The sequence below is a fragment of the Myxococcus sp. MISCRS1 genome, from assembly GCF_026626605.1.
GTDB lineage: Bacteria > Myxococcota > Myxococcia > Myxococcales > Myxococcaceae > Myxococcus > Myxococcus fulvus.
On the sequence record NZ_JAPNKB010000001.1, the window covers coordinates 216,714 to 242,859 of the forward strand.

22 protein-coding genes are annotated in these 26,146 nt (G+C 69.8%); 7 read left to right on the forward strand and 15 right to left on the reverse strand.

What is annotated here, in order from left to right:
- Nucleotides 1-27: 27 nt before the first annotated feature.
- Together OWM54_RS00700 and crtI are read right to left on the reverse strand one after the other, a co-directional pair.
- Nucleotides 28-834 (reverse strand): hypothetical protein, encoded by an 807-nt coding sequence (locus OWM54_RS00700; protein ID WP_267696328.1) that lies wholly within the window; start codon nucleotides 832-834, stop codon nucleotides 28-30.
- Between the two features lie 148 nt (nucleotides 835-982).
- Nucleotides 983-2,479 carry a phytoene desaturase family protein gene (crtI, locus tag OWM54_RS00705; RefSeq protein WP_324289036.1) on the reverse strand — a complete coding sequence of 499 codons (1,497 nt, stop codon included), beginning with the start codon at nucleotides 2,477-2,479 and terminating at the stop codon, nucleotides 983-985.
- 180 nt (nucleotides 2,480-2,659) lie between these two features.
- Between crtI and OWM54_RS00710 the strand changes: the two genes are divergently transcribed.
- Entirely contained in the window at nucleotides 2,660-7,975 is a 5,316-nt protein-coding gene (locus tag OWM54_RS00710; RefSeq protein WP_267696330.1) for a trifunctional serine/threonine-protein kinase/ATP-binding protein/sensor histidine kinase, read from the forward strand.
- Between the two features lie 80 nt (nucleotides 7,976-8,055).
- Here OWM54_RS00710 and clpX read toward each other — a convergent pair whose 3' ends face one another.
- From clpX to OWM54_RS00725, 3 genes are all read right to left on the reverse strand, one after another.
- On the reverse strand, nucleotides 8,056-9,333 hold the full coding sequence (gene clpX, locus OWM54_RS00715; protein ID WP_141323921.1) for an ATP-dependent Clp protease ATP-binding subunit ClpX: 1,278 nt from the start codon (nucleotides 9,331-9,333) through the stop codon (nucleotides 8,056-8,058).
- Between the two features lie 223 nt (nucleotides 9,334-9,556).
- Nucleotides 9,557-10,213, reverse strand: coding sequence for a hypothetical protein (locus tag OWM54_RS00720; RefSeq protein ID WP_223784435.1), 657 nt, complete (start codon nucleotides 10,211-10,213; stop codon nucleotides 9,557-9,559).
- 27 nt (nucleotides 10,214-10,240) lie between these two features.
- On the reverse strand, nucleotides 10,241-11,158 hold the full coding sequence (locus OWM54_RS00725; protein WP_267696331.1) for an AgmX/PglI C-terminal domain-containing protein: 918 nt from the start codon (nucleotides 11,156-11,158) through the stop codon (nucleotides 10,241-10,243).
- A gap of 44 nt (nucleotides 11,159-11,202) precedes the next feature.
- On the opposite strand from OWM54_RS00725, the gene OWM54_RS00730 reads away from it, so the two are divergent.
- Nucleotides 11,203-12,051, forward strand: a complete 849-nt coding sequence (locus tag OWM54_RS00730) for a tRNA pseudouridine synthase A (protein WP_267696332.1) — start codon at nucleotides 11,203-11,205, stop codon at nucleotides 12,049-12,051.
- A gap of 26 nt (nucleotides 12,052-12,077) precedes the next feature.
- Here the strand turns inward: OWM54_RS00730 and OWM54_RS00735 are convergent, their stop codons facing one another.
- From OWM54_RS00735 to OWM54_RS00775, 9 genes are all read right to left on the reverse strand, one after another.
- The gene (locus OWM54_RS00735; RefSeq protein WP_074956984.1) at nucleotides 12,078-12,242 is read right to left on the reverse strand and encodes a ribbon-helix-helix domain-containing protein; all 165 of its coding nucleotides are present in this window, start codon (nucleotides 12,240-12,242) and stop codon (nucleotides 12,078-12,080) included.
- Between the two features lie 59 nt (nucleotides 12,243-12,301).
- Complete coding sequence (locus OWM54_RS00740; protein ID WP_267701075.1) at nucleotides 12,302-12,826, reverse strand: hypothetical protein; 525 nt, start codon at nucleotides 12,824-12,826, stop codon at nucleotides 12,302-12,304.
- A gap of 101 nt (nucleotides 12,827-12,927) precedes the next feature.
- Nucleotides 12,928-13,812: an ATP-dependent sacrificial sulfur transferase LarE gene (gene larE, locus OWM54_RS00745; protein WP_267696333.1), complete on the reverse strand. Its 885-nt coding sequence runs from the start codon at nucleotides 13,810-13,812 to the stop codon at nucleotides 12,928-12,930.
- A 103-nt stretch (nucleotides 13,813-13,915) separates the two neighbouring features.
- The gene (gene cysC / locus OWM54_RS00750) at nucleotides 13,916-14,707 is read right to left on the reverse strand and encodes an adenylyl-sulfate kinase (RefSeq protein ID WP_267696334.1); all 792 of its coding nucleotides are present in this window, start codon (nucleotides 14,705-14,707) and stop codon (nucleotides 13,916-13,918) included.
- A 193-nt stretch (nucleotides 14,708-14,900) separates the two neighbouring features.
- Nucleotides 14,901-15,323, reverse strand: a complete 423-nt coding sequence (locus tag OWM54_RS00755; RefSeq protein ID WP_324289038.1) for a M67 family metallopeptidase — start codon at nucleotides 15,321-15,323, stop codon at nucleotides 14,901-14,903.
- Nucleotides 15,320-15,952, reverse strand: a complete 633-nt coding sequence (locus OWM54_RS00760) for a HesA/MoeB/ThiF family protein (RefSeq protein ID WP_248545635.1) — start codon at nucleotides 15,950-15,952, stop codon at nucleotides 15,320-15,322. The genes OWM54_RS00755 and OWM54_RS00760 overlap by 4 nt, the downstream gene beginning before the upstream one ends.
- Before the next feature lie 6 nt (nucleotides 15,953-15,958).
- Nucleotides 15,959-16,231, reverse strand: coding sequence for a MoaD/ThiS family protein (locus tag OWM54_RS00765; protein WP_223749929.1), 273 nt, complete (start codon nucleotides 16,229-16,231; stop codon nucleotides 15,959-15,961).
- Between the two features lie 7 nt (nucleotides 16,232-16,238).
- Nucleotides 16,239-16,478 carry a sulfurtransferase TusA family protein gene (locus tag OWM54_RS00770; protein WP_223749930.1) on the reverse strand — a complete coding sequence of 80 codons (240 nt, stop codon included), beginning with the start codon at nucleotides 16,476-16,478 and terminating at the stop codon, nucleotides 16,239-16,241.
- A gap of 288 nt (nucleotides 16,479-16,766) precedes the next feature.
- Nucleotides 16,767-17,534 (reverse strand): HesA/MoeB/ThiF family protein, encoded by a 768-nt coding sequence (locus OWM54_RS00775; protein WP_267696336.1) that lies wholly within the window; start codon nucleotides 17,532-17,534, stop codon nucleotides 16,767-16,769.
- Between the two features lie 99 nt (nucleotides 17,535-17,633).
- Between OWM54_RS00775 and OWM54_RS00780 the strand changes: the two genes are divergently transcribed.
- The 3 genes from OWM54_RS00780 (at nucleotide 17,634) to OWM54_RS00790 (ending at nucleotide 20,303) form a co-directional block, all read left to right on the forward strand.
- Nucleotides 17,634-18,131, forward strand: coding sequence for a hypothetical protein (locus OWM54_RS00780; protein ID WP_267696337.1), 498 nt, complete (start codon nucleotides 17,634-17,636; stop codon nucleotides 18,129-18,131).
- 106 nt (nucleotides 18,132-18,237) lie between these two features.
- Nucleotides 18,238-19,521: a sensor histidine kinase gene (locus OWM54_RS00785; protein ID WP_046713561.1), complete on the forward strand. Its 1,284-nt coding sequence runs from the start codon at nucleotides 18,238-18,240 to the stop codon at nucleotides 19,519-19,521.
- On the forward strand, nucleotides 19,518-20,303 hold the full coding sequence (locus tag OWM54_RS00790; RefSeq protein WP_223749933.1) for a response regulator: 786 nt from the start codon (nucleotides 19,518-19,520) through the stop codon (nucleotides 20,301-20,303). Before OWM54_RS00785 ends, OWM54_RS00790 begins: the two co-directional genes overlap by 4 nt.
- A gap of 62 nt (nucleotides 20,304-20,365) precedes the next feature.
- Here OWM54_RS00790 and OWM54_RS00795 read toward each other — a convergent pair whose 3' ends face one another.
- Nucleotides 20,366-21,607, reverse strand: a complete 1,242-nt coding sequence (locus tag OWM54_RS00795; protein WP_267696338.1) for a glycoside hydrolase 5 family protein — start codon at nucleotides 21,605-21,607, stop codon at nucleotides 20,366-20,368.
- A 39-nt stretch (nucleotides 21,608-21,646) separates the two neighbouring features.
- Here OWM54_RS00795 and OWM54_RS00800 point away from each other — a divergent pair, with 39 nt between their 5' ends.
- Together OWM54_RS00800 and OWM54_RS00805 are read left to right on the forward strand one after the other, a co-directional pair.
- Nucleotides 21,647-22,528, forward strand: a complete 882-nt coding sequence (locus OWM54_RS00800) for an ABC transporter ATP-binding protein (protein WP_267696339.1) — start codon at nucleotides 21,647-21,649, stop codon at nucleotides 22,526-22,528.
- A 1-nt stretch (nucleotide 22,529) separates the two neighbouring features.
- Entirely contained in the window at nucleotides 22,530-26,132 is a 3,603-nt protein-coding gene (locus OWM54_RS00805) for an ABC transporter permease/M1 family aminopeptidase (protein WP_267696340.1), read from the forward strand.
- Nucleotides 26,133-26,146: the final 14 nt, after the last annotated feature.

Consider the following 26,146-nt stretch of genomic DNA (forward strand, 5'->3'; position numbering starts at 1 on the left):
GTTCTCCGAGGCATGGGCTCGCGCGACTCAGTCACCCGCCATGACCGCGCGGGTCGCCTCCTCGAAGCAGGCATCCGGCACGGAGGCTAGGACCTCGTCCTTCCCTCCTTGAATCCAGGTCCACCTCGCGCCCAGCTTCGTCACCAGTCCGAGCTTCCCGCCGCGAAGCCTCGCGATGAAGTGCCTCGCGGTCCCCTTGCCGCCGTCAGCGCGCCACAGGACAGCCTCGAGGTCCGGAGGCGCGCTCCCCGCGAGCAGCGGTGCGATGGCTGCGTGGCACTCCAGTCGGAGGATGCGCGCATCCAGCTCCGTGAGGAGCCCTTGCACGCTCAGCCCCGCGCGGCCGGGCTCCTCGTCGAGGTACTTCACGACACGGGCCACCGCGGCGGTGAGGTGCACGAAGGTGTCCTTGCCGCGACACAGCGCCGCCGCAGCACCTGCCGTCCGCCGGACCACCGCGAGCGCCTCCGACTCGTCAGCCTCGGAGCGCGAGTCCGCGATGAGCGCGTGATAGGCGCGGCCCGCCTTGCTCGTCAGCTTCTTGTCGTGCCCCAGCGAGAGTGACTCCTGGGGCGTGAGGCGCAGGGGCTTCGACAGGAAGTCCCGCACGCGCTCGACGATGCGGTGCGCGACGGCCTCCTCGAAGCGGTCCGCGAGGAACGGCGACACGAGCGAGGAGAACCACAACCCCAGCTCCACCTGCCCCGCCGCCGGGCACACGGGACGCGGGCCGCCCAGCGCCCAACGAATCGCGGGCCGGTCCTCGGGCTTCGCCGCGAGTATCGCGGCCTTGAGGATGACGTGACAGCGCTCAAGTCCCGTGACCTCAGCCATGTCCATTCACCTCCGCGCGGCATGAGCAATGTCACACCTCGCCCCGGCGCTCATGCAGCCCACGCTCGCCATGCACGACAGAGCGTGACACCTCCGGCGTTCTGGCGCGCGCCGTTCTTCGTCGCGAGCCCGCGCCCGAGGCCCCCCTTCACGCCCCCGCCATCACCGTGTCGACGATCTTCGCCGAGCACAGCACCGCGGGCAGGCCCGCGCCGGGATGGGTCCCCGCGCCCACCAGATACAACCGGTCCACGTCCTCGCTCTTCGCCTGCGCCCTCAAGAACGTCGTCTGCAACAGCGTGGGCGCGAAGCTGAACGCCGCGCCCCGGAACGAGCGCAAATCATCCCGGAAGTCCTCGGGCGTGAACACCCTCGACGTCATCAACTCCGACTCCAGCCCGGGCAATACCGTGCGCGACAGTCGCTCCGCCAGCATGCGACGGAACGTCTCCGCCCTCGCCTTCCAGTTCGAGCCCTCGCTCAGATGCGGCACCGGCGCGAGGACATAGAACGCGTCATGTCCCGGCGGCGCCAGGCCCGAGTCCGTCGCGGTGGGACGGTGCAGGTACAGCAGCGGGTCCTGCGACGGCTGACCCGAGCCCGACAGGCCCGAGAACATGCCTCGGAAATCCCGACCGAACAGCAGCGTGTGGTGCGCGACCTCGGGGTACTGGCGCCGTGTGCCGAAGTACCAGAGGAACACGCTCATCGAGTATCGCGCCTGCTGGATGCGGTCATCCGTCCAGTGGCTGCGCACGTGACGCGGCAGCAGGTACCGGTACGTCCACGCCGCGTCCGCGTTGGACACCACCGCCTCCGCGGGGAGCCACTCCCCGGAGCCCAAACGGACCCCCGTGGCCTTGCGCCCCTCCACGGTGATCTCCGACACCTCGCTGTCGTAGCGGACCTGACCGCCCAGCGACTCCAGCAGCGACACGAGGCCCCGCACCAGCGCGCCCGTCCCTCCCACGGGAAAGAACCCGCCCCAGCGCCGCTCGACGAACTGGATGGACGTGTACACGGCGCTCGCGGCTGAGAACGGACTGCCGCCGATGAGCAGCGGATGGAAGCTCAGCGCCTGCCGGAGCCGCTCGTCCTTCACGTGACGCGACACCAGGCCATACATCGTCCGGAAGGCCTCGTCGCGAACCAGCGCCGCGGTGAAGGGCGCAAGACTCAGCACGTGCGGCACGGGCGCGCTCATCAAGGGGCCGATTCCCGCCTCGTACATCCGCTCCACCCGGGCGGACAGCGCCAGGTAGCCCGCCTCGTCCCCGGGGGAGACGCGGCGCACGGCCTCGAGCATCCGCTCCCGGTCCGTGTGGTAGTCGAACGTGAAGCCATCCGGGAAACGCATCCGGTAGAGCGGCGTCACCGGCCGCAGCTCGACGTGCTCCGAGAGCTTCCGCCCCGCCAGGGCCCAGAGCTCCTCGAGCAGGTGCGGACAGGTGATGACCGTGGGTCCCGCGTCGAACGTGAAGCCGTCCTGCTGGAAGGCATGGGCACGTCCCCCCGGGACGGCGCGACGCTCCAGGACGGTGACTCGCCAGCCTCGCGCGGCCAGACGCACCGCCGCCGCGAGCCCTCCGAAACCACTGCCGATGACGAGGACGCGCCTGCCGTCCCGCCGTGTGTCCTGTTCCACCCTGGCCGTCGCTCTCATCACCGTGGAGGTTGCATGGCACACCCGGCCCCAGACCACCACTCCGGTGAGCAGGCAGCCGCCCCGTGAAGCGGGCCCGGTTCGGTTGCGAGTCGCGGGCGGGCACAGCTAGCCTGCCGGCCCCAAGGGGGGTGCCGCGCCCCTGCGCGCACGGGTCGAGCAATGATTGATGTCCCTGGCTACCGAAGCGACAGAGCGCTCTGCAGCTCCGGCTCCTTCCAACTCGTTCGCGCCACCCGCGCCAACGATGGAGCCACCGTCAACCTCAAGCTCGCGGAGCCCTCGCGCACCGGAGCCCTCACGCAGCGGCTCCGTCACGAATTCGAGCTGACCCATCCCCTGCGCCTCGACGGCGTCCTCCACCCGCTGGCCCTGGAGGAGTCCCGTCCCGGCATGTCCGTGCTCGTGCTCGAGGGCTTCGGCGAGACGACGCTCGCCCAGCGCCTGGCCGTGGGCCGGATGGAGGTCCTCGCCGGCTGCCGGCTCGCCGTCTCGCTCGCGCGCGCCGTGGGCCAGCTCCACGCCGCCGGCATCCTGCACCGGGACCTGCAGCCCGCGTCCGTGCTCGTGGGAGCGGACGGCGTGTCCGTGAAGCTGACCGGGCTCACCCTCGCCACGCGGCGCGCCCGCGCGGAGGTGGCCCCCGTCGCTCCGGACCGGCTCGAGGGCACGCTCGAATACCTGTCCCCCGAGGCCACCGGCCGCACGCATCGCAGCGTCGACTCCCGCAGCGACTTCTATTCGCTGGGCGTCATGCTGTTCGAGCTGTTCACCGGCCGCCGTCCCTTCGCGGACACCGATGCGCTGGGGCTCGTCCACGCGCACGTCGCGCTGCCGCCGCCGCCCCCCCAGTCGCTGGTGCCCGAGCTGCCGCGCACGCTGTCGGCGCTCATCCTCAAGCTGCTCGCCAAGTCCCCCGAGGACCGCTACCAGAGCGCCTACGGGCTGGTGGCCGACCTGCAGCGCTGCCTCGATGGCCTGGAGACGGGCAATGGCGTGCCCGACTTCGAGCTGGGCACCAAGGACGTCCCCGAGCGCTTCGCCGTCCCCGAGCGGCTCTATGGTCGGGCCCCCCAGCAGGCCGCGCTGCGCGACGCCTTCGAGCGGGCCGCCACCGGTCGCTCCGGCTTCGTGCTCGTCACCGGCGCGGCCGGCATGGGCAAGTCCGCGCTCACCGGCACGCTCAAGCGTCCCGTGTCGGAGAAGCACGGCCTGTTCGTGCGCGGCAAGTACGACCAGCTCCTGCGCGACACGCCCTACTCCGGCATCTTCGAGGCGTTCCGCGAGGTCGCCCGAAGCCTGCTCGGCGAAGAGCGCCTGGACCTGTGGCGGCAGCGCCTGCTGGAGGCGCTGGGCGGGATGGGCCAGCTCGTCGTGGACGCGGTGCCGCGCCTGGGGCTGGTGCTGGGAGAGCAGCCGCCCGTGGCCGAGCTGGACCCGGCGGAGTCGGAGCTGCGCTTCCAGTTGGTGCTGCGCAAGCTGGTGGGCGTCCTCGCCACGCCCGAGCATCCGCTCGTCATCGTGCTGGATGACCTGCAGTGGGCGGACAGCGCGAGCCTCCAGCTCCTGCGCCAGCTCCTGACGGACCGGGAGCTGGGCAACCTGCTCGTGGTCGCCGCGTGCCGCACCGAAGTCCTCGACGCCGAGCACCCCGTCGAGGGGCTCACCCAGGCCCTGCGCGAGGCGGGCACCCCCGTGCAGCGCATCGACCTGGAGCCCCTGTCCCTCGAGCAGCTGTCACGCCTGGTCGCGGATGTCTTCCCCGCGGCGGCGGGACAGCCCGACACGCAGCTCGACGCGGTGGTCCTGTCGCTGACGGAGGGCAACCCCTTCTTCGCGGTGCAGTTGCTGCGCGCCTTCTATGAACGCGGGCTCGTGCGCTTCGACGCGGAGGGTGGAGGCTTCCGCTGGGACGGCGGCGCCCTGCGAGGTCAGGACTTCAGCGACGGCGTGGTGGCGCTGCTCACCGCGCGAATCCGGGAGCTGAGCCCGGGCGCCCAGGCGCTGCTGCCCGTGGCCGCCGCGCTCGGTCATGCCTTCACCCTGCGCAACCTCTCCACGGTGCTGGAGCAGACGCCCGAGCAGACGGCGGAGGTGCTGGACGAGGTGCTCCACGCGGCCCTGGTCGCGCCCGTGGGCGAGCGGCTCACGGACACCGAGCCCTCCGACAGCTTCCAGTTCGCGCATGACCGCGTCCAGCAGGCCGCGTTGGAGCTGACGCCCCCGGAGAAACGCCCGGAGGTCCATGCGCGCATCGGCCGCTTGCTGCTGCGGCACACGCCGCCCGAGCTGATGGACGAGCAGCTCGCGGACATCGTCAGCCACTTCCACCTGGCCCTTCCCGTGCTGAAGGACGCGCAGGAGCGGCACCGGGTGGCGGCCCTGGACCTGCGCGCGGGTCGCGGCGCCAAGTCACGCGGCGCGTGGTCCGCGGCGCTGCGCCTGTTGACGACAGGCCGTCAGTTGCTCGGGGACGACGGCTGGAGCGCCAACCGCGCCCTCGCGTTCGACCTGCACGTCGAGGCCGCCGAGGCCGCGTATCTCGCGGCGGACTTCGAGCAGATGGAGCGGCTGGCCACCGCGGCCCTGGACCACGCCCAGGACCGGCTGGAGCAGGTGCGCGTGCACCTGGTGCGCATCCAGTGCCACTCCCACCGCGGCGAGCACGAGCGCGCCGTGGACCTGGGCCTGGAGGTGCTCGGAATGCTGGGCCAGCACCTACCCGCGCGCCCCATCCAGGCGCACGTGCTGGCGGGCGTCGCGAAGACGAAGGTGCTGCTGGGCCTGCGCAAGCCGGAGGACCTGGAGTCGCTCCCCGAGCTGAGGGACCCGCTGCTCGTCGCGACGCTGCGGGTGATGATGAAGCTGGCCACGGCCGCGTTCATGGCCCGCCCCCTGCTCTTCCCGCTCGTGGTGCTGCGCAACCTCCAGCTCACCATCCGCCACGGCGCCACGGGCACGGCCGCCTTCGGCTACGTGGGCTACGGGTTGATGCTCAGCGTCCACCTGGGCAACCCCGAGGAGGGCTATCGCTACGGGCGGCTCGCGCTGAAGACGTTGGACCGCTTCGGCGCGGAGAGCCTGCGCTCGATGGTGCACTTCGTCTTCAACCTCTTCATCCGCCACTGGAAGGAGCCGCTGGGCACGTGCCTGGACGACTTCTTCGCCGGCGCGAGCAAGGGCCAGGAGACGGGCGACATCGAGTACTTCGCCTACAACGCGAGCGCCGGCTGCGCCGTGTCCCTCATCGGCCGGGACGGGCTCCTGGAGCACGGCCCCCGCGTCGACCGCTTCCGCGACGCGCTCGCGAGCCACCGGCACACGAACGTGCCGTTCCTCCAGTACACGCGGCACACCCTCGACGTGCTCACCGGCGCGTTCACCGGCGACGTGGAGGCCCGGGAGCGGGACATCGTCGCGCCGTACCACCAGGCCGGCTACTCCAACGGCATCGCCACCTGCGAGGTCATGCGCACCATGCGCCGCTGGCTGTGGCGCGACGCGAAGGGCGCCCTGGAGAGCGCGGCCGCGGTGGATGCCCGCGCGGAGCTCATCACCGGGCAGATCTACCTGCCCTGGTACAAGTTCTTCCAGGGCCTGGCCCTGCTCGAGCTGCACACGTCGCGAGGGCCGCTGGAGCGCCTGCGCGCGTCCCGCACCATCGACGCGCTCCGCAAGCAGATGCGCGGCTGGGCCCGCATCGCCCCCATGAACTACGCCGCGCGCGCGGAGCTGCTCGACGCGGAGCGGGCCCGGGTGGACGGCAAGCCCGCCGAGGCCGCGGATGGCTATGACCGGGCCATCCGGCTCGCGAGGGAGCACGGCCTGTCGCTCGACGAGGCGGTCGGCTGCGAGCTGGCGGCGAGGTTCCACCTGGACCAGCGCCGCGAGCGCGTGGCCCATGGCTACCTGGCCGACTCCCGCGCCGCCTATGTGCGCTGGGGCGCGCGCGCGGTGGCCTCGCGACTGGAGCGCGAGTACCCGCACCTGCTCCCCACCACTCCCGAGCCCGTGCGGGCCGAGGAGTCCGCGGGCACGCCGCTGGCCTCGCTGGACCTGGAGTCGGTGCTCAAGACGGCGCGCGCGCTGTCCGGCGAAATCGTCCTGGACAAGCTCCTGCGCAAGCTGATGACGCTGCTCATCGAGAACGCGGGCGCGCGGCGCGGCTTCCTCATCCTCATGCGGCCCGAGGGGCTCTACATCGAGGCCGAGGGCTCGGTGGACGGCGCGAGGGTGCTGCTGGACCAGGGCGTGCCGGTGGAGTCCTCCACCGCGCTGCCGGCCTCCATCGTCCACTACGTGGTGCGCACCGGCGAGACGGTCATCCTGGACGACGCGGCGACGGAGGAGCCCTTCTCCGAGGACCCGTACGTGCGCACCGCGCATCCCAAGTCCGTGCTGTGCAGCCCGCTGCTCAAGCAGGGCTCGCTCACGGGCGTGCTCTACCTGGAGAACGACGCCACGCGCGGGGCCTTCACGCCCGAGCGACTGGAGGTCCTGCGCCTGTTGTCCTTCCAGGCCGCCATCTCCCTGGAGAACGCGGGGCTGTACGCGAGCCTGGAGGAGTACAGCCACACGCTGGAGCGCCGCGTGGACGAGCGCACCGCGGAGCTGCAGAGCAAGAACGTGGAGCTGGCCGAGACGCTCACCCGCATCCAGGAGATGCAGCGCCAGCTGGTCGCCCAGGAGAAGCTCGCGTCGCTGGGCGCCCTCACGGCGGGCATCGCGCACGAGCTGCAGAACCCGCTCAACTTCGTGAACAACTTCTCGGAGCTCTCCACGCGGCTGGCCGCGGAGCTGGACACCACGCTGCGCGCCCAGACGGGGAAGCTGGAGTCCACCACCGCCGAGGACATCCTCGAGACGCTGGAGGACCTGAAGCAGAACGCCCGCCGCATCCAGACCCACGGGCGGCGTGCCTCGGACATCATCAAGACGATGCTGCGGCACTCGCGCCGCTCCGAGGGCTCGCGCACCCGCGTGGACCTGAACATGCTGATTCGCGACAGCGTCAACCTGGCCGTCCAGGGCCTGCGCGTGCGCGAGGGCGCGACCCTGGTGGAGACGGACACGGAGCTGGACCCGCGCGTGGGCACCGTCGAGGTGGTGGCCGGGGACATCAGCCGGCTCATCATCAACATCCTCGACAACGCCTTCTACGCGACGCTGGCCAAGCGCCGCGGCGAGGGCGAGGCCTTCACGCCCCGCATCCTGGTCTCCACCCGGCGGCTCGCCGCGCGCGTGGAGCTGCGGGTGCGCGACAACGGGCCGGGCATCCCCCTGGAGATTCGCGAGAAGCTCTTCGACCCGTTCTTCACCACCAAGCCCGCGGGCTCCGGCACGGGCCTGGGCCTGTCCCTGGTCCACGACATCGTCCAGGAGCACCAGGGCGAGATTCGCGTGGAGAGCGTCATGGGTGAGTACTCCGAGTTCGTCATCTCCCTGCCGTCGCTGTTGCCCACGACGGCCGCCGCGTAACGGGCGCCGGACATGACTCGGCCCCTGCCTCCCGTGAGGGAAGGAGGGGCCGAGGAGAACGGCACGGAGCAAAAGGGCCGCTAGGCCGTCTTCTTCTCCTTCTCCATCACGAGCTGCGGCGGCTCATGGCGGGTGATGACCGTCTCGGTGATCTTGCACTCCTTGACGCCCTCGCGGAACGGCACGTCGTACATGATCTCCAGCATGGCGTCCTCGAGGATGGCGCGCAGGCCGCGCGCTCCGGAGTGACGGCGCATCGCCTCGCGGGCGATGGCGCGCAGCGCCTCCTTCGTGAAGGTGAGCTTCACCTTCTCCATCTCGAAGAGCTTCTGGTACTGCTTCACCAGCGCGTTCTTCGGCTGGGCGAGGATGGTGACCAGGTCCTCTTCCTTGAGGTCGTTCAGCGTGGCGATCATCGGCAGACGACCGATGAACTCGGGAATCATCCCGAACTTCATCAGGTCCTCGGGCTCCGTCAGCGCGAGCAGCTCGCCCACGCTGCGCTCCTCGCGGTGGGTGATCTTCGCGCCGAAGCCCAGGCCCTTCTCGCCCACGCGGCGCTTGATGACGCCGTCGATGCCGTGGAACGCGCCGCCGCAGATGAACAGGATGTTCGTCGTGTCGACCTGGACGTACTCCTGCTGGTTGTACTTCTTGCCACCCCGCGGGGTGACGTTGGCGCGCGTGCCCTCGATGATCTTCAACAGCGCCTGCTGCACGCCCTCGCCGCCGACGTCGCGGGTGGCGCTGGGCATGTCACCCTTGCGGGCGATCTTGTCGATCTCGTCGATGTAGACGATGCCGCGCGCCGCCTTCTCCACGTCGTAGTCGGCGTTGTGGAGCAGGTTCTGGATGATGTTCTCGACGTCCTCACCCACGTAGCCGGCCTCGGTGAGGCTGGTGGCATCCGCGATGGTGAACGGCACGTTGAGGAAGCGCGCCAGCGACTGGGCGAGCAGCGTCTTGCCCGAGCCCGTGGGGCCGATGAGCAGGATGTTGCTCTTGCTCAGCTCCACCTCCTCGCCCGACGGACTCTTCACGCCGGGGCGCGGTCGGGACGTGGGCTTCTTCTGGTAGATGCGCTTGTAGTGGTTGTAGACCGCGACCGACAGGACCTTCTTCGCCTGGTCCTGACCGATGACGTAGTCGTCGAGGAACGCCTTGATCTCCGAAGGCGTCGGCAAGCTGACCTGGGGCTTGCCCTCCTCTCGCTCGTTCTCGTCCGCGATGATGTCGTTACACAGCTTGATGCACTCATCGCAGATGTAGACCGTCGGTCCCGCGATGAGCTTGCGGACCTCGCGCTGCGATTTTCCGCAGAACGAGCAGGACAGGTTGACGTGGTGCTCCTTCTTCACTGCCGCCTCCGAGTTCGCCGACCCCAGACTTGCCGGAGCCACTTCGCCGTCCACCGCTCCCCTACCCACACGGCCTGCCCACGTCTCGAACAGCCGTCAGGCCCACCTACACCGGGGCCCTGAACCACTATAGGGCCCTGTCACCTGGGCAGGAAGCCCAACGGTGCGGGCCCGTTACGGACCGTACAGCGGCCGCAACGGGTGAGCGTTCAGTAACAGCGGCTCAGGCGTCCGTCACGCCCGAGGCGAGCTCCTCCACGTCGTCCGCCAGGGCGGCTGCCCGCTCGGCGACAGCGTTCGGAATCTTGCGGCACCCCGCCAGCTCGCTGGCGAGCTTCCGGGCCATGGACGCCAGCTTGCGCACCTGGAGGCTCTCGGGGGGAGGCTCGGGCGGCGGCCGGGGGAAGCGCTCCGTGAACTCCTTCTTGAGCTCCGTCGGGTTCTTCTCCGGGCTCCAGATGCTGTCACGTAGGGATTTGTATTCAGTGGGAGACAACTGGCCACGCTCCTCGGCGTCGGCCAGCACTTCGATGACCTCGAAGGCGGGCGCCTTCTCCGGGAACTCCTGGGCCCGCAGCTCCTCCTCGGGCTCGTGCTTGGCCAGGAAGCTGAAGGAGCGGGTGAGCTTCAGGGCGGTCTGCTTCTTGATGTGCAGTTCCTTGAGGCAGTAGGCCTCGAAGGTGGGATAGCCCCACTCCTCGAACTTCGCCTCGTCCCGGACGGTGACGAGCAGCTTGCCCAGCTCGGCCCAGGTGGACTTGAAGCGTTTGGCGGCGACCAGCACGGTGTGACGGAAGGTCCCCGGCGGCACGCTCAGCGCCTTCTTCGCGATTTCGGTCTCGGCAACGGATGCGGCGGACATGGCCCCGGTATGGGGCATGCCCGGGAGGTGGGCAAGAAAGTGGCCCTAGCCCCGCTTGCCGATGTTGAAGGACAGGCCGACGGTCGCCCGCTCCCCCTCGTAGGCCCGGAACGGCCACTTCTGCAGCTCCGTCAGCAGGCACTCGTAGAGCGGGCCCTTCTTGAACTGGGGGTTGTCCACCCAGAGCTTGTTGACCTTGCCGTCGTTGCCGATGACGAACTCGAGCGGAATCTTCGCCGCGAGCCCCGGACTGCGCTCGGCCTCTTCCTTGAAGCACTTGAAGAGCGTGGACTTGTTGCCGGCCACGACGCGGTTGATGGCGGACTGGTCGAACTGCTGCGCCACCTCCATGCCGTCCGGGTCCGTGCCCACGCTGCCCGCGGGGCGCGGCGGCCGGCGGTCATCGGTCCGGGACGCGGAGGCCACGGCGGTGGGCTTGCTGGTGGAAGCGCCCGTGGGCTTGGTGCCCGCGGGAGTACCGGGCTTCACGGCGCCCTGCGTCGGGTAGTCGAAGAGCTCCTCGTCGTCCTGCCGGGCCTGGGCCACGCGGATGACGGGGGCCTCCATCTCGATGCCCTCGAACTCGTCCTCGCCGAACCAGCCGTGCACCGCGGCGTTGCGCGCCACGTAGATGCCGACGGTGCCGAGCACCAGCGCCAGGCCCGCGGCCACGCCGCCGAGCACCAGCACGCGCTTGTGGTTCTTCTCCCGCTCCACCAGGACGGCCGCGTCCACGCGGGCGCGCGCCTCCGAGAGCGCCACGTGGACCTTGAAGGGCTCCACCTCGCGCATCGGATGGAAGTCCCGCTCGCCGGCCAGGGCCAGCGGGGACTCGGGGGTCAGCTCTCCTGTCTTGAGCTTCTCCACGATGACCGAGCCGCTGACAGGTCCGAGGACCAGGTCACCATGTCGGAAGAGCCACTGCCCATCCACGTCCGCCGCGAGTTCTTGTCCAGCCGCCATTTCGCGCGCGATTATCCCGTGTAACCCCGCGACCTCGCAACGCCGTGCTCACTTCGACCTCCAAGCGGATTCCCGTCGCACTGTGGATCTGGTACCGCGGCGGAAACTTCCGCGGCTTCCAGCGTCAGACGGAGGGCCCCACCGTCCAGGAGGCGCTCGAGACGGCGCTGCGGGCGGTGGGCGTCCCGGCCTCGGTGATGCCCTCGGGGCGGACGGACCGGGGCGTCCATGCCCGCATGCAGGTGGTGAGCGTCCGGCTGGAGGCCGGGGATTCGCCCGAGTCGCTGGCCAAAAGGCTCCCGGAGCACCTGCCGCCGGGGCTCGGGCTGTGCCTGGTCCGCCGGCCCCAGGGATTCCATGCCCAGTGGAGCGCCAGCGGCAAGGTGTACCGGTACCGGCTGCGGCTGGGGGGGGCCCAGACGGAGGACTGGGCACCCTACTCGCTCGACGTTCCGGGCGAGCCAGGGTTGTTGGGACGAGGCGGCGCCGTGACGCCCGAGCGGGTGGAGGCGCTGCTCGCCAGGGCCCAGGGGACGCGGGACTTCATCGCCTTCCATGAGAAGTCCAGTCCCCAGAAGCCGCGCACGCTGGAGTCCGCCACCCTGCACGAGCGGGGCGGAGGGCTGTACGAGGTGCGGCTGGTCGGGGACGGCTTTGCTCGCTACCAGGTGCGCTATCTGGTGGGGGGCGCGCTCAAGGTGGCGGCGGGGCTGTTGCCGGAGGAGGCATGGCACGCGGCCCTGGAGACGGGGGCGGCCATGGAGGGCTTCAAGGCGCCCGCGCACGGCCTGATGCTCTGGGAGGTCCACTACCCTCCGAAGGTGGATCCCTTCACGGCCCCAGAGCGTCTCCACCCTCCGGGGTTGCCGCCGGAGTCACCCTTTTCGGAGTGACACGGGGCTGGATCCACGAGCAGCCGTCAATCGACGAGCCGCTCCTCGTACTTCGCCAGCAGATCCGAGATGGCTTCCCGGAGGTACTCGCTCTGGCGGATGCGCGTGGAGCGCGACAGCTCCTTCAGGGCGTCGAGCTTCTCGCGGTTCAGCCGGAAGACCACCGAGGTGAGGCGGGGATTCAGTTCCAAGTGCGCAACCTCCTACAGATGCGCACACCATCTCACAGCCCTTTCTGATCGCAAGATTTTCACTCGGATCCGCTGACCGGGAAGATCCACTGCACCCCGGTGAAGCCCTCGGCGTCGGCGCGCAGTCCGGATCCGAACCCGAGCGTGAGCCCGAGTCCCCCGTACACCGCGATCCGCTCCGAGAAGGTGTGTCGCAAACCGAAAGCTACGCGAGGCCCCACCCACGGCCCAGAAAACGGCCGCACGACAGCGCCGAGATCCACGAAGGACTGCCACGCCTCCATTCCGAAGACGCTCCGGAAGCCCCCCACCACGGAGAGATCCGGCCCGCGGAGGCTCCCTCGGATCAACACGAAGACCTCGTCCCCCCCGTGCCCCACCGAGAGGCTGGCCCCCAGATCCAGCTGGGCATCCAGCCCCTTCACCACGTCCGCGTCCGACTCGCCGATCAGCTCCGTGTAGGACAACCCCGGTCCGAGGATCAGAGAGAAGGAGCGCCGGTCCCGGTACGGCGAGTCCACGTACTCGGCGGCGTGGGACGTTTCAGGGGTGAGCCCCCCGAGCACCAAGCCCGCGGCGCCCATCAGCCAGGAGGACCGCTCGCGCCGCGAAGACTGCTCGACCGTCATGATCTGCTCCGGAGTCCCAGCGGCCTTGCGCGCCGGGCGGAGAAGGGAGTCCGGGATCAGCTCACCACGGGCAGCGCGAAGCTCGGCGTCGCGGGCTTCGTCACGCCGGCGGCCTCGTTCATCCGGCCCGAGCGGAACGGCTCCAGATCCAACGCCACGAACTTGAACCCCAGCGCCAGGAACGCGGTGTTGATCCTCTGGCGCACGTCGGCCGCGAGGAAGCGCTCGTACTCCTCGGCCGCCACCTCCAGCCGCGCCACCTCGCCGTGGTAGCGCACGCGGAACTGCCGGAAGCCCAGCTTGCGCAGCTCCGACTCGGCCGAGGCGATCTGCAACAGCCGCTCGCGCGTCACCGATGTCCCATACGGGATTCGCGACGCCAGGCACGCCATCTGCGGCTTGTCCCACGTGGGCAGCCCCAGCGCCTGGCTCCACGCGCGGATCTCCTCCTTCGTCAGGCCCGCCGCGGCGAGCGGAGACTCGACGGCGTGCTCCCGCGCCGCCTTGTGCCCCGGACGGTGATCCTTGAAGTCGTCCGCATTGAAGCCATCCAGCACCACCGCCAGCCCCAGCTCCTGGCGCCGCGCCTCGCAGAGGTCGTACAGCTCCGTCTTGCAGAAGTAGCACCGGTTGGTGGGGTTGGCCGCGTACGAGGGGTTCGCCAGCTCGTTGCTGCTCACCACCACGTGCCGGGCGCCCAGCTTCGACGCCAGCGCCCTCGCCTCCTCCGCCTCCTCGGGCGCCACGGACGCCGACAGCGCCGTCAGCGCCAGGGCCCTCTCGCCCAGCTCCTCCACGGCGATCTTCAGGACGAAGGTGGAGTCGACGCCGCCCGAGAACGCCACCAGCGCGCTGCCGTGGGTGCGCAGCGCGGCCCGCATGGCCTCCAGCTTGGGGCGCGACGACTCACACAGGGCTTGGATTCGCTCGGGGCTCAGCATGCTGGACTCCTAAAACGGAAGGGCCCCGGATTGCACGCGCATCGCGCGGCAACCTGGAGCCCTTGTCATGGACACTGACGGGGCCGGGTGCCGGCCCCCTTGCTCAGCGAGCCTTGCTCTTCGCCGCCGGCTTCTTCGCGGGGCTGGCGGGCTTGGCCACCCGGGCCGCGCGCGTGGCGGGACGGGACTTGGCGCCCTTGTCCGCCTTCGCGGGCTTGGCCTTCGTCGCGACGGCCGGCTTCGGCTCCTCCGCGCGACGCGCCTTCACGCCGCCGTTCTTCTCCGGCTTCTCGGCCTTCTCGCCCTTGGCCGGCAGCGGGTTGGCCTTCATCTTCTTGCCGGTGATGATCTTCAGCTCCTCGGTGGACATGTAGCCAAGGTCCAGGAGCGACTGGAAGATCTTCGCGGCGCCGTCCTCCACCGACTCGACGTCCGAGTGGATGGTGACCTCCGGCGACGTGGGCGGCTCGTACGGCTCCGTGATCCCGATGAAGTTGGGGATCTCCCCGTTGAGCGCCTTCTTGTAGCGGCCCGTGCTGTCACGCTCGATCAGCTTCTCGGTGGGGCAGTCGACGTAGACCTCCACGTAGCGGCCGATGGCGCGGCGGTTCTCCTCGCGCTTCGCCTTGTACGGGCTCACGCAGGGCACCAGCGCCGCGACGCCGTTGCGCGTCAGCACGTTCGCCACGAAGCCGAGCCGGCCCGCGATGACATTGCGCTCGTCCTTCGAGTCGCCCAGCCCCGCCCACAGCTCATCGGCGAGCTCACCCTCGTCGAGAATCTCCACGTGACGGCCCACCTGACGGAGCCGCGCCGCGATGTACGCGGCAGTGGTGGTCTTCCCCGTACCGGACATGCCGGTCAGCCAAAGGGTGAATCCAGTGTTGGAGGCCATAAGGATTTTCAACTCCCTGCGTCCGGAGCGCTTCTTGCACGCCGCGTTGGGACGCCGCAGATCCAGAAGATGCGCGTGGTTATAGACGAAAACCCACGCACTTGACAATTCACGCGCACCTTTCCGCAGGTAGGGGTAACGGGCAGCCAAGTGCCTGCACCTCCTCGGCTTTTTCGTTCTTGCAATGCGGGATTCAAACCTGTCGCGTTCGAAATTCTCCCCCGCTCCACTCGTACTCACACACGCAGGTGACACAGCCTCGGTGTACGGATGCGATGAGGTAGGAAACTCCCGGCAGCAGCGGATGCCCTGTCGGGGCCGCCCAGGCCCGATCTTCCGGGGAAAAGGTGGGAGGGCTGTCGACATGTGAGTGGAAGACGGCGATGATCCGCTCGCCACTCGACTCCGCTTCGAGGCACACCTTCAACCACTCGTGGGGCTCGAAGGCGTACGCCACGGAGGGCCTGGGAGACACGTTTCGCAGGGGCAGGACGCGAGCGGCGCTGGACGACGCCAGGATCACGCCACAGCCCTCCAGGGGATAGGACGCCTCCAGGTGACGGAGCAACTGCGTGCGCACCGGCTCCGGCCAGCGCGGATCCACCCAGGGGTTCACGGCTCGGCGCGAGCGGCGCAGCGCGAGCAGCGACGCAGCGCCATCTCCTCCAGGCCCCCCGGAGGCACCAGCCAACGCCCTCCCAGCGGGGGGGCCAGGCCCAGGCGGAGGTTCTGGAAGATCATCGCGCCCAGGGCTCCGAGCGCCACGCCCAGCGCGCCATCCGGCGGCGAGCCCAGGTGCCGCACCGTCTCGCCGAAGCACCACACACAGCCTTCGCTTCCTCGGAACACGACGCCGGCCCTCGCGCCGTCGCCGCAGAGGGCCACCCAGGGGGCCTCGCCGCTCCAGGCCGTGGGCAGCTCGGCCAGGAGGCCTCCCCGACGCTCGGGGTTCGCGGCGTCCGGGTTCAGCGCGGGGACCTCGCGGGCCAGGGTCTCCGGGACGGGCTGTCCCACGTCCCCGGCCGACACCAGGAAGCCGGGAGCCCACGGGCCCAGGGTCAGCGAGCCCACGCCCGCGACCGGGGTTCCTCCTCCCGCCAGGTACGCCGTCGCCGTCATCCCCGAGGCGCCCGTGGCATCCACGCGCGCGGGGCCCGTCAGGAGCGCTTCCTGACCTCGACCGCCGACATCGCGCAGGAGGATCTGCCGCGAGTAGCGCTGGATCTGATCTTCACGCAGAGCCATGCGCCCTCACCCTCCCGCCATCGCGGGGATGAGCGTGAGCCGGTCCGCGTCCTTCACGGGCGTGTCCAGCTCGCGAAGCGCGCGGATGTCGTCCTCGTTGAGGAAGACGTTGACGTAGCGCCGCACGGCGCCGCGCTCGTCGAGCAGCTTCGCGCCGATACCGGGGTAGCTCGCATCCAGGTTCGCGAGCACCTCGCGCACGGTGGTGCCCGGGACCACCACGTCCGCCTGGTTGCGCGTCAGCGTGCGCATCGTCGAGGGAATCCGAATCGTCGCCATGAACCACTCACCTTCCCTGCTTGCGCAGCACCAGCCGATGCGTCCCGTCGTCGCGAGCCTCGAGTGACACCACCTCGTGCCCCTCTTCCCGCGCGCTGCGGGGGACGTTCTTCAGCGGCTCGGCGCCTCGGAGGAGGACCTCCAGCAGCGCGCCCGGCTCGAGGGACTCCAGCCGCAGCTTCGTGCGCACGTAGGTCATCGGACAGACCTCGCGCGTGATGTCCAGCGTCGCCGTCGTGTCACCCATGCGAGTGCCCCGACTCCGTGAGGGCACGAGCGCCAGCGCCTTCCCGCGGCGTCGACGCGTCACCGGCTGCACGAGGGTGCAGGGAACGTCGCCTCGAGCAGCCGTTCACTCGGGGCCAGGAACGAAACACCGTCGCTCCACCGCGACGCGTGTCCTGGTCCGACCACCTCCCAGCCAGCCGCGAACGAGTCCTCTCCCGCGCACCTTTCGCGTACGCCAGGCTCGGACACGCCTTCACCCTCGCCTCGAATCCAACCACGCGCCCCATCGCCCCCGCCCCGCACCGACTCATCGCGCGCATGCCGAGGCCTCGTCCGGGAAGCTCGGAACGGCGGTGACCTGACAGCCCGGGCACTCCTCCGCGCGAGTCACCCGCGTCACGCGCCCCAGCATCGTCCGCCCGTCCAGCACATGCAGCGCCGTCTCACCCGGTACCCGCCGCGCCGCGCCCGCCAGCTGCTCCAGCACGAGCAGCGCCTGCACCGAGCCCACCAGCCCCGCCAGCGAGCCGAGCACCCCCGCCTGCGCACACGTGGGCACCGAGTCCGGCGGAGGCGGAGCCTCGTAGAGACAGCGCAGGCACGGGCCTCCCGGCTCCACGCGCATCGCCTGCCCCTGCATCCGCAGCACGCCGCCGTACACGAGCGGCACGCCGGTCAGCACCGCCACGTCCGAGAGGAAGAACTTCGTCGCCACGCCATCGGTCGCGTCGATGACCGCGTCGTGCGAGCGGAACAGGCCCTCCGCGTTGTCCGCGTCCACGCGCTCGGGCAGCACCTCCGTGCTCAGCCCGGGAAACGCCCGGGAGAGCCCCGCCGCGGCGGACTCCGCCTTGTTGCGGCCCACGTCCTCGGCGCGGTGCCACAGCTGTCGGGGCAGGTTCGTCACGTCCACGCGGTCCGGATCCGCCAGCGTCAGGTGGCCGACACCGGCCTGGGCGAGCGCCAGGGAGACGGGACAGCCGAGCCCGCCTGCTCCCACGACGAGCACCCTCGCGCGCTCAATCCGGGACGCGTGGGGAATGCGGGGATGGTGGTGTTCTTCTGGGCCGTGCATCGAATGCTGCTCCGCGAAGGCGGATGCGAATAACGTGCGGACCCCTGCGTCGCATCAGGCGACCGTTGGGCGCAGGCGCCCCTACCAGCTGCCACACATATGAAAAACCTGACCGGCGTGCTCGTCTTTTCCACCACCCTGTTACTCATGCTCGGGTGCCACAAGAACACCGGCGAGACCGCCGGCCCCGCGGATGCGGCGACCCAGCCCTCCGCCGAGGCCACGGCCCCCGCCGAGGCGACGAAGCTCGTCGACAGCGGCTCCACCCTCGAGGCCCCCGTCGCGGGCGCCGAGAAGACCGGGACGGACTCCGGCACGCTCGTCGCCGGGTCCCCCGACGCCTCCACCCCGGCCGAGGGGACGAACCTCAAGGACGCGGGGGCTCCCGAGTCCCGCCGCGCCGCGCTCGAGGCGTGCGTGGACCGCTGGCTGAAGAAGCAGAACCTGGACCCGTACGGCAACAAGGAGGGCACGATGTACGCGGGCGGCACGCCCCTCTTCGACGAGCGCACCGGCGAGTCCACGGACCGGCTGGAGTTCATCTTCCGGAGCAGGCCCGAGGCCCGCAAGGTCTGCATGCAGCCATCCTCCCGATGACGGAGGCGCGCGGGGACACCCGTCCGCCTTCTCGCTCGCCGAGAAGGTGAACGGACCACCCCAGGGATTCCCGCACACCCGGCGGCTCTCGTAAGCTGCCGGCCCAATGGATTCGAATCTCGCCCTGGGCGAGGAGACCCCGGCCAATGACCTGCGCGCGCGCGTGCGCGAGGTCCTCTCGCGCCGCAAGCTGACGGACAGCGTCTCCACGGAGCAGGCCACCGCGTCCTGGGAGCAGGACCGGTTCGTCGCCCGGGCCCGCGCCCTCTTCTACGCCCGCATGATGTTCCTCACGCTGGGACTGCTCATCCTGGCGGTGCCCACGTGGAGCGGCTACTTCGGCCTCACCGGCGCGCTCTCCTTCCTGGGCTACTTCACGATGCTGCTCTACAGCGTCGCGAACCTGCTGGTCATCGACCACCCCAAGGCCGGCCGCTGGGTGACGTACACCACGCTGTGCCTGGACCTGGTCATCCTCGTGGTGCTCATCGCCAAGCCCCAGGTGGGCGGCGGTCTGCAGAGCCCGCTGCTCGCCACCCAGCTGCTCTTCACCACGCTGTTCTCCATCCTCTACCCCAAGCCGCTCGCCATCCTCCCGCCGCTGCTCGCGCTGCCGATCACGACGCGGCTGGACCTGCTGCTCAACCGCAACGTGACGGCGGTGGAGCTGCTCACGCTGCTCTGGTACCTGGCGCTCAACTTCATCATCGTCTACGTGCTCGTATACCTGAACGAGCGCGAGGCCGCGGCCCACCGCGAAGTCGTCGCGCTCCAGGGGGACCTCAAGGAGCTGGCCGTCGTCGAGGAGCGCAACCGCCTGGCGCGGGAGATCCACGACGGCCTGGGCGCGTCGCTCTCCTCGATGATCATCCAGGCGGAGTACATCCTGAACCTCGCGCGCGAGGACGGGCTGCGCGAGGAGATCCGCGAGCTGAAGGCCACCGCGGAGGAGTCCATCGACGAGCTGCGGCGCAACCTGCGGATGATGCGCGAGGACTTCGAGCTGTCGCAGGGCCTGGAGGACTACGCCAAGACGTTCCAGGAGCGCACGGGCCTGCCCATCCGCTTCGAGCGCACGGGCGCGCAGCGCAAGCTGTCCCCCGACGTGCAGCTGGCCCTCTTCCGCATCCTGCAGGAGTGCCTCTCCAACGCGGTGAAGCACGCCGAGCCGAAGCTCGTGCAGGTGAAGCTCGACTACGGCGAGGACCGCGTGCACCTCATCGTCCAGGATGACGGCAAGGGCTTCGACCCGAAGCACACGCCGCGGGGCCACTACGGCCTGCTCAACATGCGCGAGCGCGCCATGAAGCTCGGTGGTCAGCTCATCGTCGATTCGTCACCCGGCTCGGGCGCCCAGGTGGCCTTCTCCCTTCCCTGCCCCCCGACATGACCGGAGCCCCCGTGGACGCCCCGCAGCCTCCCTCCACTCCCGCGCAGCCGCCCATCCGCGTGTTCGTCGTCGAGGACCAGACCAAGATCCTCAAGAACCAGCTGCGCCTTTTCGAGGGCCACCCGGAGATCGACATCGTCGGCACCGCGCTGTCCGGCGAGGCCGCGCTGGAGGACGTGCCCCGGCTGATGCCGGACGTGCTGCTGCTCGACCTCGGCCTGCCGCGCATGAGCGGCATCGACGTCACGCGGGAGATCAAGGCCGTCTACCCGAAGATGGAGATCCTCATCTTCACCATCTTCGACGAGGAGGACAAAGTGCTGGAGGCCGTGAAGGCGGGCGCCTCCGGCTACATGCTCAAGGGCTCTCCGGTCGACAAGATCATCGAGGCCATCAAGGAGGTCCGCGCGGGAGGCACCGTCATCCAGCCCAACCTGGCCCGCAGGCTCCTGCGGCACTTCCGCGTGGAGCCGGACGCCACGCCCGTCCCCTCCGAGCCGCTGGCCGCCGCCCCCGCCGCCCCGCGTCCGGAGGCCCCCGCGCCCACGCCCGCCGAGAGCGCCTCCGCCGAGGAGCCGCTGCTCAAGCCCCTGTCGGACCGCGAGCGCGAGATCCTCCAGCTCATCGCCAAGGGCGTCTCCAACAGCGAGGCCGCCCGGCTCCTCAACCTCAGCAAGGCCACCATCCGCACGCACCTGGAGCACATCTACCGGAAGCTCGAGGTGACCAACCGCGTCGAGGCCGTCACCGAGGGCATCCGCAAGGGCCTCATCTCCGTCTGAGCCGTCGCGAATCCACCGTGGCCCGGAGTGGCGCGAAGCGCGCCGCGCCGGGCCTTCGTGCGTCAGGGCCTCGTCGAACCCGCGGCCTCGATGACCAGGTCCGCGTAGCGGTTCACCGGGTCATCGGGCGAGGTGCCGTCGCGGAAGTAGAAGGTGTGGTCATCCCACGCGTCGGGTCGGGCGTCGTTGGCGAACATCCACAGCGCGCCGCCGCCCACGCCCACGCCGCGCATGCACTCCAGCCAGCCGCGATACAGCGCGCGACGCTGGGACAAATCCAGATCCCCCGCGTTGCGCAGGCCCAGTTCCCCCACCAGCAGCGGCTTGCCCAGGCCGTGCGCGATGGCCGCGTGCTCGCGAATCCACCGGGCCCCCGCCTCCGCCGTGCCCGCGCCATCCAGCCCCCACGACTCCGGATAGAAGTGCACCGACGCGAAGTCGATGTACGGCGACGCCGTGTTGCGCGTGAAGCTGGAGCCCGGCGTGCGCAGCATCGTCGTCCCCACGCGGGACCAGTAGGCGCCGTCGTACCCTTCCGACGAGGGCTCGAAGCCCTCCTCGCCCGTGCCCACCAGGTGCCCCGGGGCTCGCGACTTCACCTCGCGCGCCATCTCGTCGACCCACGCGCGCAGCTTCTCGCCGCGCGCATCCAGCCCCCGCCCCCGAGGCTCGTTGAGCAGCTCCCACGCCAGCACCGCCGGATGGTCGCCGTAGCGGATGCCGTCCTCGGTGTTCACCCGCTCCAACGTCCGCGCCAGGTGCTCCTTGTAGAGCGCCCGGACGACGGGCTCGGTGAAGAAGCGCGGGTCCCCCTGCACCGGGTTCGGCAGCCCCGCCCAGCTCACGTACTGGCGCGTGCCGCCATAGGCATCCCAGTAGTTGCCCAGCGTGAGCACCAGCCGGACCCCATGCACCCGGGCCCGGGCGAGCACGCGGTCCAGCCCTCGCAGGGCGACCTCGTCGTACTGGAGCGGCGCGACCTGGATGGTGCTGTCCCCCACCTTCTCCGGCGCCTCGTTGTGCCCGTTGGTCCGGAGCGCCACGACGCCCATCGCGGCGGCCTTGGCGAACACCTCCTCGACGATGGGTGAGTCGGACAGGCCCCGGCGCACATCGCGCGCGGCCTCCTCCTGGAGGAAGTAGGCGTTGAGCACCATGCTCGTCGCGGGCAGCCGCCCCAGCCGCTGCGGTGGAGCGCTCCCACAGTCGGCCGCCGCGGCCTCGAGCATCACGGGCTCTCCCTCGCCACACGCGCACAGCAGGAAGAGGGGCGTGAGACACAGGAGCCAGCGCCGTGAAGACATGGAGCCCATGGTAACGGATGGGCTAGGTTGATGCCCGACATGGAGCTCCGACTCGAAGGCGTGTCCAAGACGTACCCCAACGGTACGCGTGCGTTGAACGACGTCACCCTCACCATCCCGCGCGGGATGTTCGGGCTGCTGGGGCCCAACGGCGCTGGAAAGTCGACGCTCATGCGCTCCATCGCCACGCTGCAGGACGTGGACGGTGGGACGATGACCTTCGACGGCATCGACGTGCGACGTGACAAGGACCGGCTGCGCGACGTGCTCGGCTTCCTGCCGCAGGACTTCGGCGTATACCCGAAGGTGACGGCCTGGGACATGCTGGACCACCTGGCGCAGCTCAAGGGCCTGGCCCAGCGGCGCGCGCGCCACGACGCGGTGAAGGCGCTGCTCACCAAGGTGAACCTGTGGGAGCACCGCGACCGCAGGCTCGGCGGCTTCTCCGGCGGCATGAAGCAGCGCTTCGGCATCGCCCAGGCGCTGCTCGGAGACCCCAAGCTGCTCATCGTCGACGAGCCCACCGCGGGCCTGGACCCCGCCGAGCGCTTCCGCTTCCACAACCTGCTGGCGGAGATCAGCTCGGACGTGGTGGTGCTGCTGTCCACGCACATCGTGTCGGACGTGGCGGACCTCTGTCAGGACATGGCCGTGCTGGCGCAGGGCCGCGTGGTGGCGAGCGGCCACCCGCTGAAGCTGGTGGACCAGCTGCGAGGCCGGGTGTGGAAGCGCTTCGTCACGAGCCAGGAGGAGCTCGACGCGCTGTCGAAGCAGCTGGAGGTCATCGCCGTGCGGCGCGTGGCGGGACAGCGACTGGTGCACGTACACGCCCCGAGCGCGCCCGAGGGCTTCGAGGCGGCGAGCCCCGACCTGGAGGACGTCTACTTCCACGCGCTGTCCGGCGCGTCGAAGGCGGCGTGACATGTTCAGCGCACTCGTGACCTTCGAGCTGCGTCGCCGGGTCAAGATGATCTCGACCTGGGTGTACGCGGCGGTGCTCGCCGGCGCCGGCCTGTTGTTGATGCTGGCGACCGGCGGCGTCTTCAAGAACATCAGCGCCAGCTCCGGCGCCGAGCGCGTGCTGGCCAACAGCCCGTACACGCTCTTCAACTTCATCACCGTGCTGGGCCTGTTCGCCCTCCTCATGGTGGCGGCCGTCTTCGGCCAGGCCGCATACCAGGACTTCGGCCACGGCACGTGGATGCTCATCTTCACGAAGAACGTGAAGAAGGTGCCGTACCTGCTGGGCCGCTTCCTCGGCGCGTTCGTCTTCAGCGCGGTGCTGATGTTGTCCATCATCCCGGGCCTGCTGGTGGGCGCCGGCGTCGTGTGGCTCATCGACAAGACCCAGCTGGCGCCCCACCAGTCCCTCGCCTACCTGTGGCCGTACGTGGTGGGCGTGTGGCCCACGCTGTTCTTCGCGGGCACGGTGTTCTTCTCACTGGCCGCGCTCACGCGCCGCATGGCCCCCGTGTACGTGGGCGTCGTCGTGCTGGTGCTGGGCTACCTGGCGCTCAGCTCCGCCATGTCGGACGTGGCCAACCGGCCGCTGGGCTCCATCCTGGACCCGTTCGGGTTCATCACCGTCGACAACGTGACGCGCTACTGGACCCCCGCCGAGCGCAACCGCGACCTGATTCCGTTCAGCGGGGTGCTGCTCGTCAACCGGCTGTTGTGGTCCACCGTGGGCGCGCTGCTGTTGGGCCTCACGGTGCTGCGCTTCCGGCCCGAGGTGGAGGAGCACCGCGGTGGCCGCGCGACGAAGGCGGAGGAGGCGCCCCAGGCGCCCGTGGGCATCCCCACCACTCGGGCCGCGCCGACCTTTGGCAGCTGGGCGCGCACGGCCGCGGCGTCCGCGTGGCTGGCCTTCCGGGACGTGCTGCGCTCGCCGGTGTACTGGTCCTTCGTGGTGGCGGGGCTCATCTTCGTCACGCTGGGCGCGCTGGTGTCCAAGCAGCTCTACGGCACCTCGACGTGGCCCGTGACGTGGCAGGCGCTGGAGGTGGCGACGGGCACCTTCAAGCCCTTCGTGCTCATCACCCTCACCTTCTACGCCGGTGAGCTGGTGTGGAAGGAGCGCGACGCGGGCCTGGGCGACATCGTGGACGCGACGCGGGCCCCGACGTGGGTGGGCTATGCGTCCAAGCTCGGCGCGCTGCTGCTCGTGGTGCTCTCGCTCAAGGTGGTGGTCGCGCTCGCGGTGCTCATCACGCAGGTGAGCCGGAGCTTCTTCCAGATTGAATGGGGCCTGTACTTCACGGACATCGTCCTGGTGGACTTCACGCACGAGGTGCTCCTGTGCGTGCTGGCCTTCTTCGCGCAGGTGCTCATCCACCAGAAGTACCTGGCGTACCTGGTCATGGTCATCCACTTCGCCTCGCAGGCCGCGCTGGGCCTGTTCGGCGTGGAGGACCGGCTGGTGCGCTACGGCTCGGACACGGGCGTGCTGTACTCGGACATGAACGGCTACGGCCACTTCGTGTCCAACCTCGTGTGGTTCCGCCTGTACTGGTACGCGCTCGCGGTGCTGCTCGTCGCGGTGGGCTACCTGCTCATCGTGCGGGGACGCACCACGCGGTGGAAGGAGCGGCTGCGCGAGGCGCGGGCCCGACAGAGCTGGGCGTGGACGGCCGGCGCCAGCGTGGCGCTGCTGGCGTTCCTGGGGCTGGGCGGCTTCATCACGTACCAGACCCGCGTGGTCAACCCGTTCGTCACCGAGAAGGACATGGAGCGCGCGCGGGCCCGCTATGAGAAGGAGTACAAGTCCTTCCTCGCCCTGCCCCACCCGCGCGTGACGGACGTGGACGTGACGTTCCACATCCATCCGGAGGAGCAGCGGCTGGAGGCGCTCGGCACCTACCGGCTGCGCAACAAGACGCAGGAGCCCATCGCCAAGGTGCTGCTCGACATGCCCACCGACGTGCGCGTGCGCAAGCTGAGCCTCGCGGGCGCCGAGCGCACGGAGCCCACGGACCGGGAGCTGGGCCTGTTCGTCCTGGAGCTGCCCACGCCGCTGGCCCCGGGCGCGGAGGCCGAGCTGGTCTTCGACCTGGAGTTCCACGCGAAGCGCCTGAAGCACGGGGCAGCGCGCACGGACATCGTGAGCAACGGCACCTTCTTCAACAGCGGCAACCTGCCGACGCTCGGCTACCAGGAGGACTCGGAGCTGTCCGAGGACAAGGACCGCAAGGAGTACGGGCTCGCGCCCAAGGAGCGGCTGCCGGACCGGGATGACCCGAAGGCGCTGGCGAACAACTACATCACGCCCGACGCGGACTTCGTCTCCTTCCAGGCCACGGTGAGCACGTCGCCGGACCAGATCGCCATCGCCCCGGGCTACCTGGAGAAGGAGTGGACCGTGGGGGACCGGCGCTTCTTCCGCTACAAGATGGACCAGCCCATCCTGAAGTTCTACTCGGTGCTGTCCGCGCGCTACGAGGTGATGCGCGACACGTGGAAGGGCGTGGCGCTGGAGATCTACCACCACCCCACGCACACGTACGTGCTGGACCGGATGATGCGCGGCATGAAGGACGCGCTGGCGTACTGCTCGGAGAACTTCGGGCCGTACCAGCACCGCCAGGCGCGCATCCTGGAGTTCCCCCGCTACGGGAGCTTCGCGCAGTCGTTCCCCAACACGATTCCGTACTCGGAGGCGGTGGGCTTCATCGCCCGCGTGCGCGACGGAAGCCCGGACGACGTCGACTACCCGTACTACATCACCGCGCATGAGATCGCCCATCAGTGGTGGGCGCACCAGGTGGTGGGCGGGCGCGCGCAGGGCGCCACGATGACGTCGGAGACGATGTCGCAGTACGCCGCGCTGATGGTGATGAAGCACCGCTTCGGCGCGTCGAAGATGAAGCGCTTCCTCAAGTTCGAGCTGGACAGCTACCTGATGGGCCGCGCGATGGAGCGCAAGAAGGAGGTGCCCCTGTCGCGGGTGGAGAACCAGCCGTACATCCACTACCAGAAGGGCAGCCTCGCCATGTACGCGCTGCAGGACTTCATCGGCGAGGAGCGCGTCAACCGCGCGTTGAAGCGCTACGTGGAGAAGGTCCGCTTCCAGGGGCCTCCGTACACGGGCTCCGCGGAGCTCATCGGCTTCCTGCGCGAGGAGACGCCGCCGGAGTACCAGTACCTGCTCGAGGACCTCTTCGAGACCATCACCCTGTACGACAACCGGGCGGTGTCCGCGACGATGCGGCAGAACGCGCAGGGCGCCTGGGACGTCACGCTCAAGGTCATCGCGAAGAAGTACCGCAGCGACGACAAGGGCGAGCAGACGGAGCTGAAGTTCTCCGACTGGATGGACGTGGGCGCGCTCGACGAGGACGGCAACGCGGTGTTCCTGGAGAAGCGCGAGGTGAGCCAGGGTGAATCCGAGCTGAGCTTCACGGTGCCGGTGAAGCCCGTGGAGGTCGGTATCGATCCGCTCAACAAGCTCATCGACCGCACGTCACAGGACAACGTGACGGAGCCCACGGAGGGCGCAGCCGTGGCGCTGGGCACACCCCAGCCTTGAGCCCGGAGTGCCCC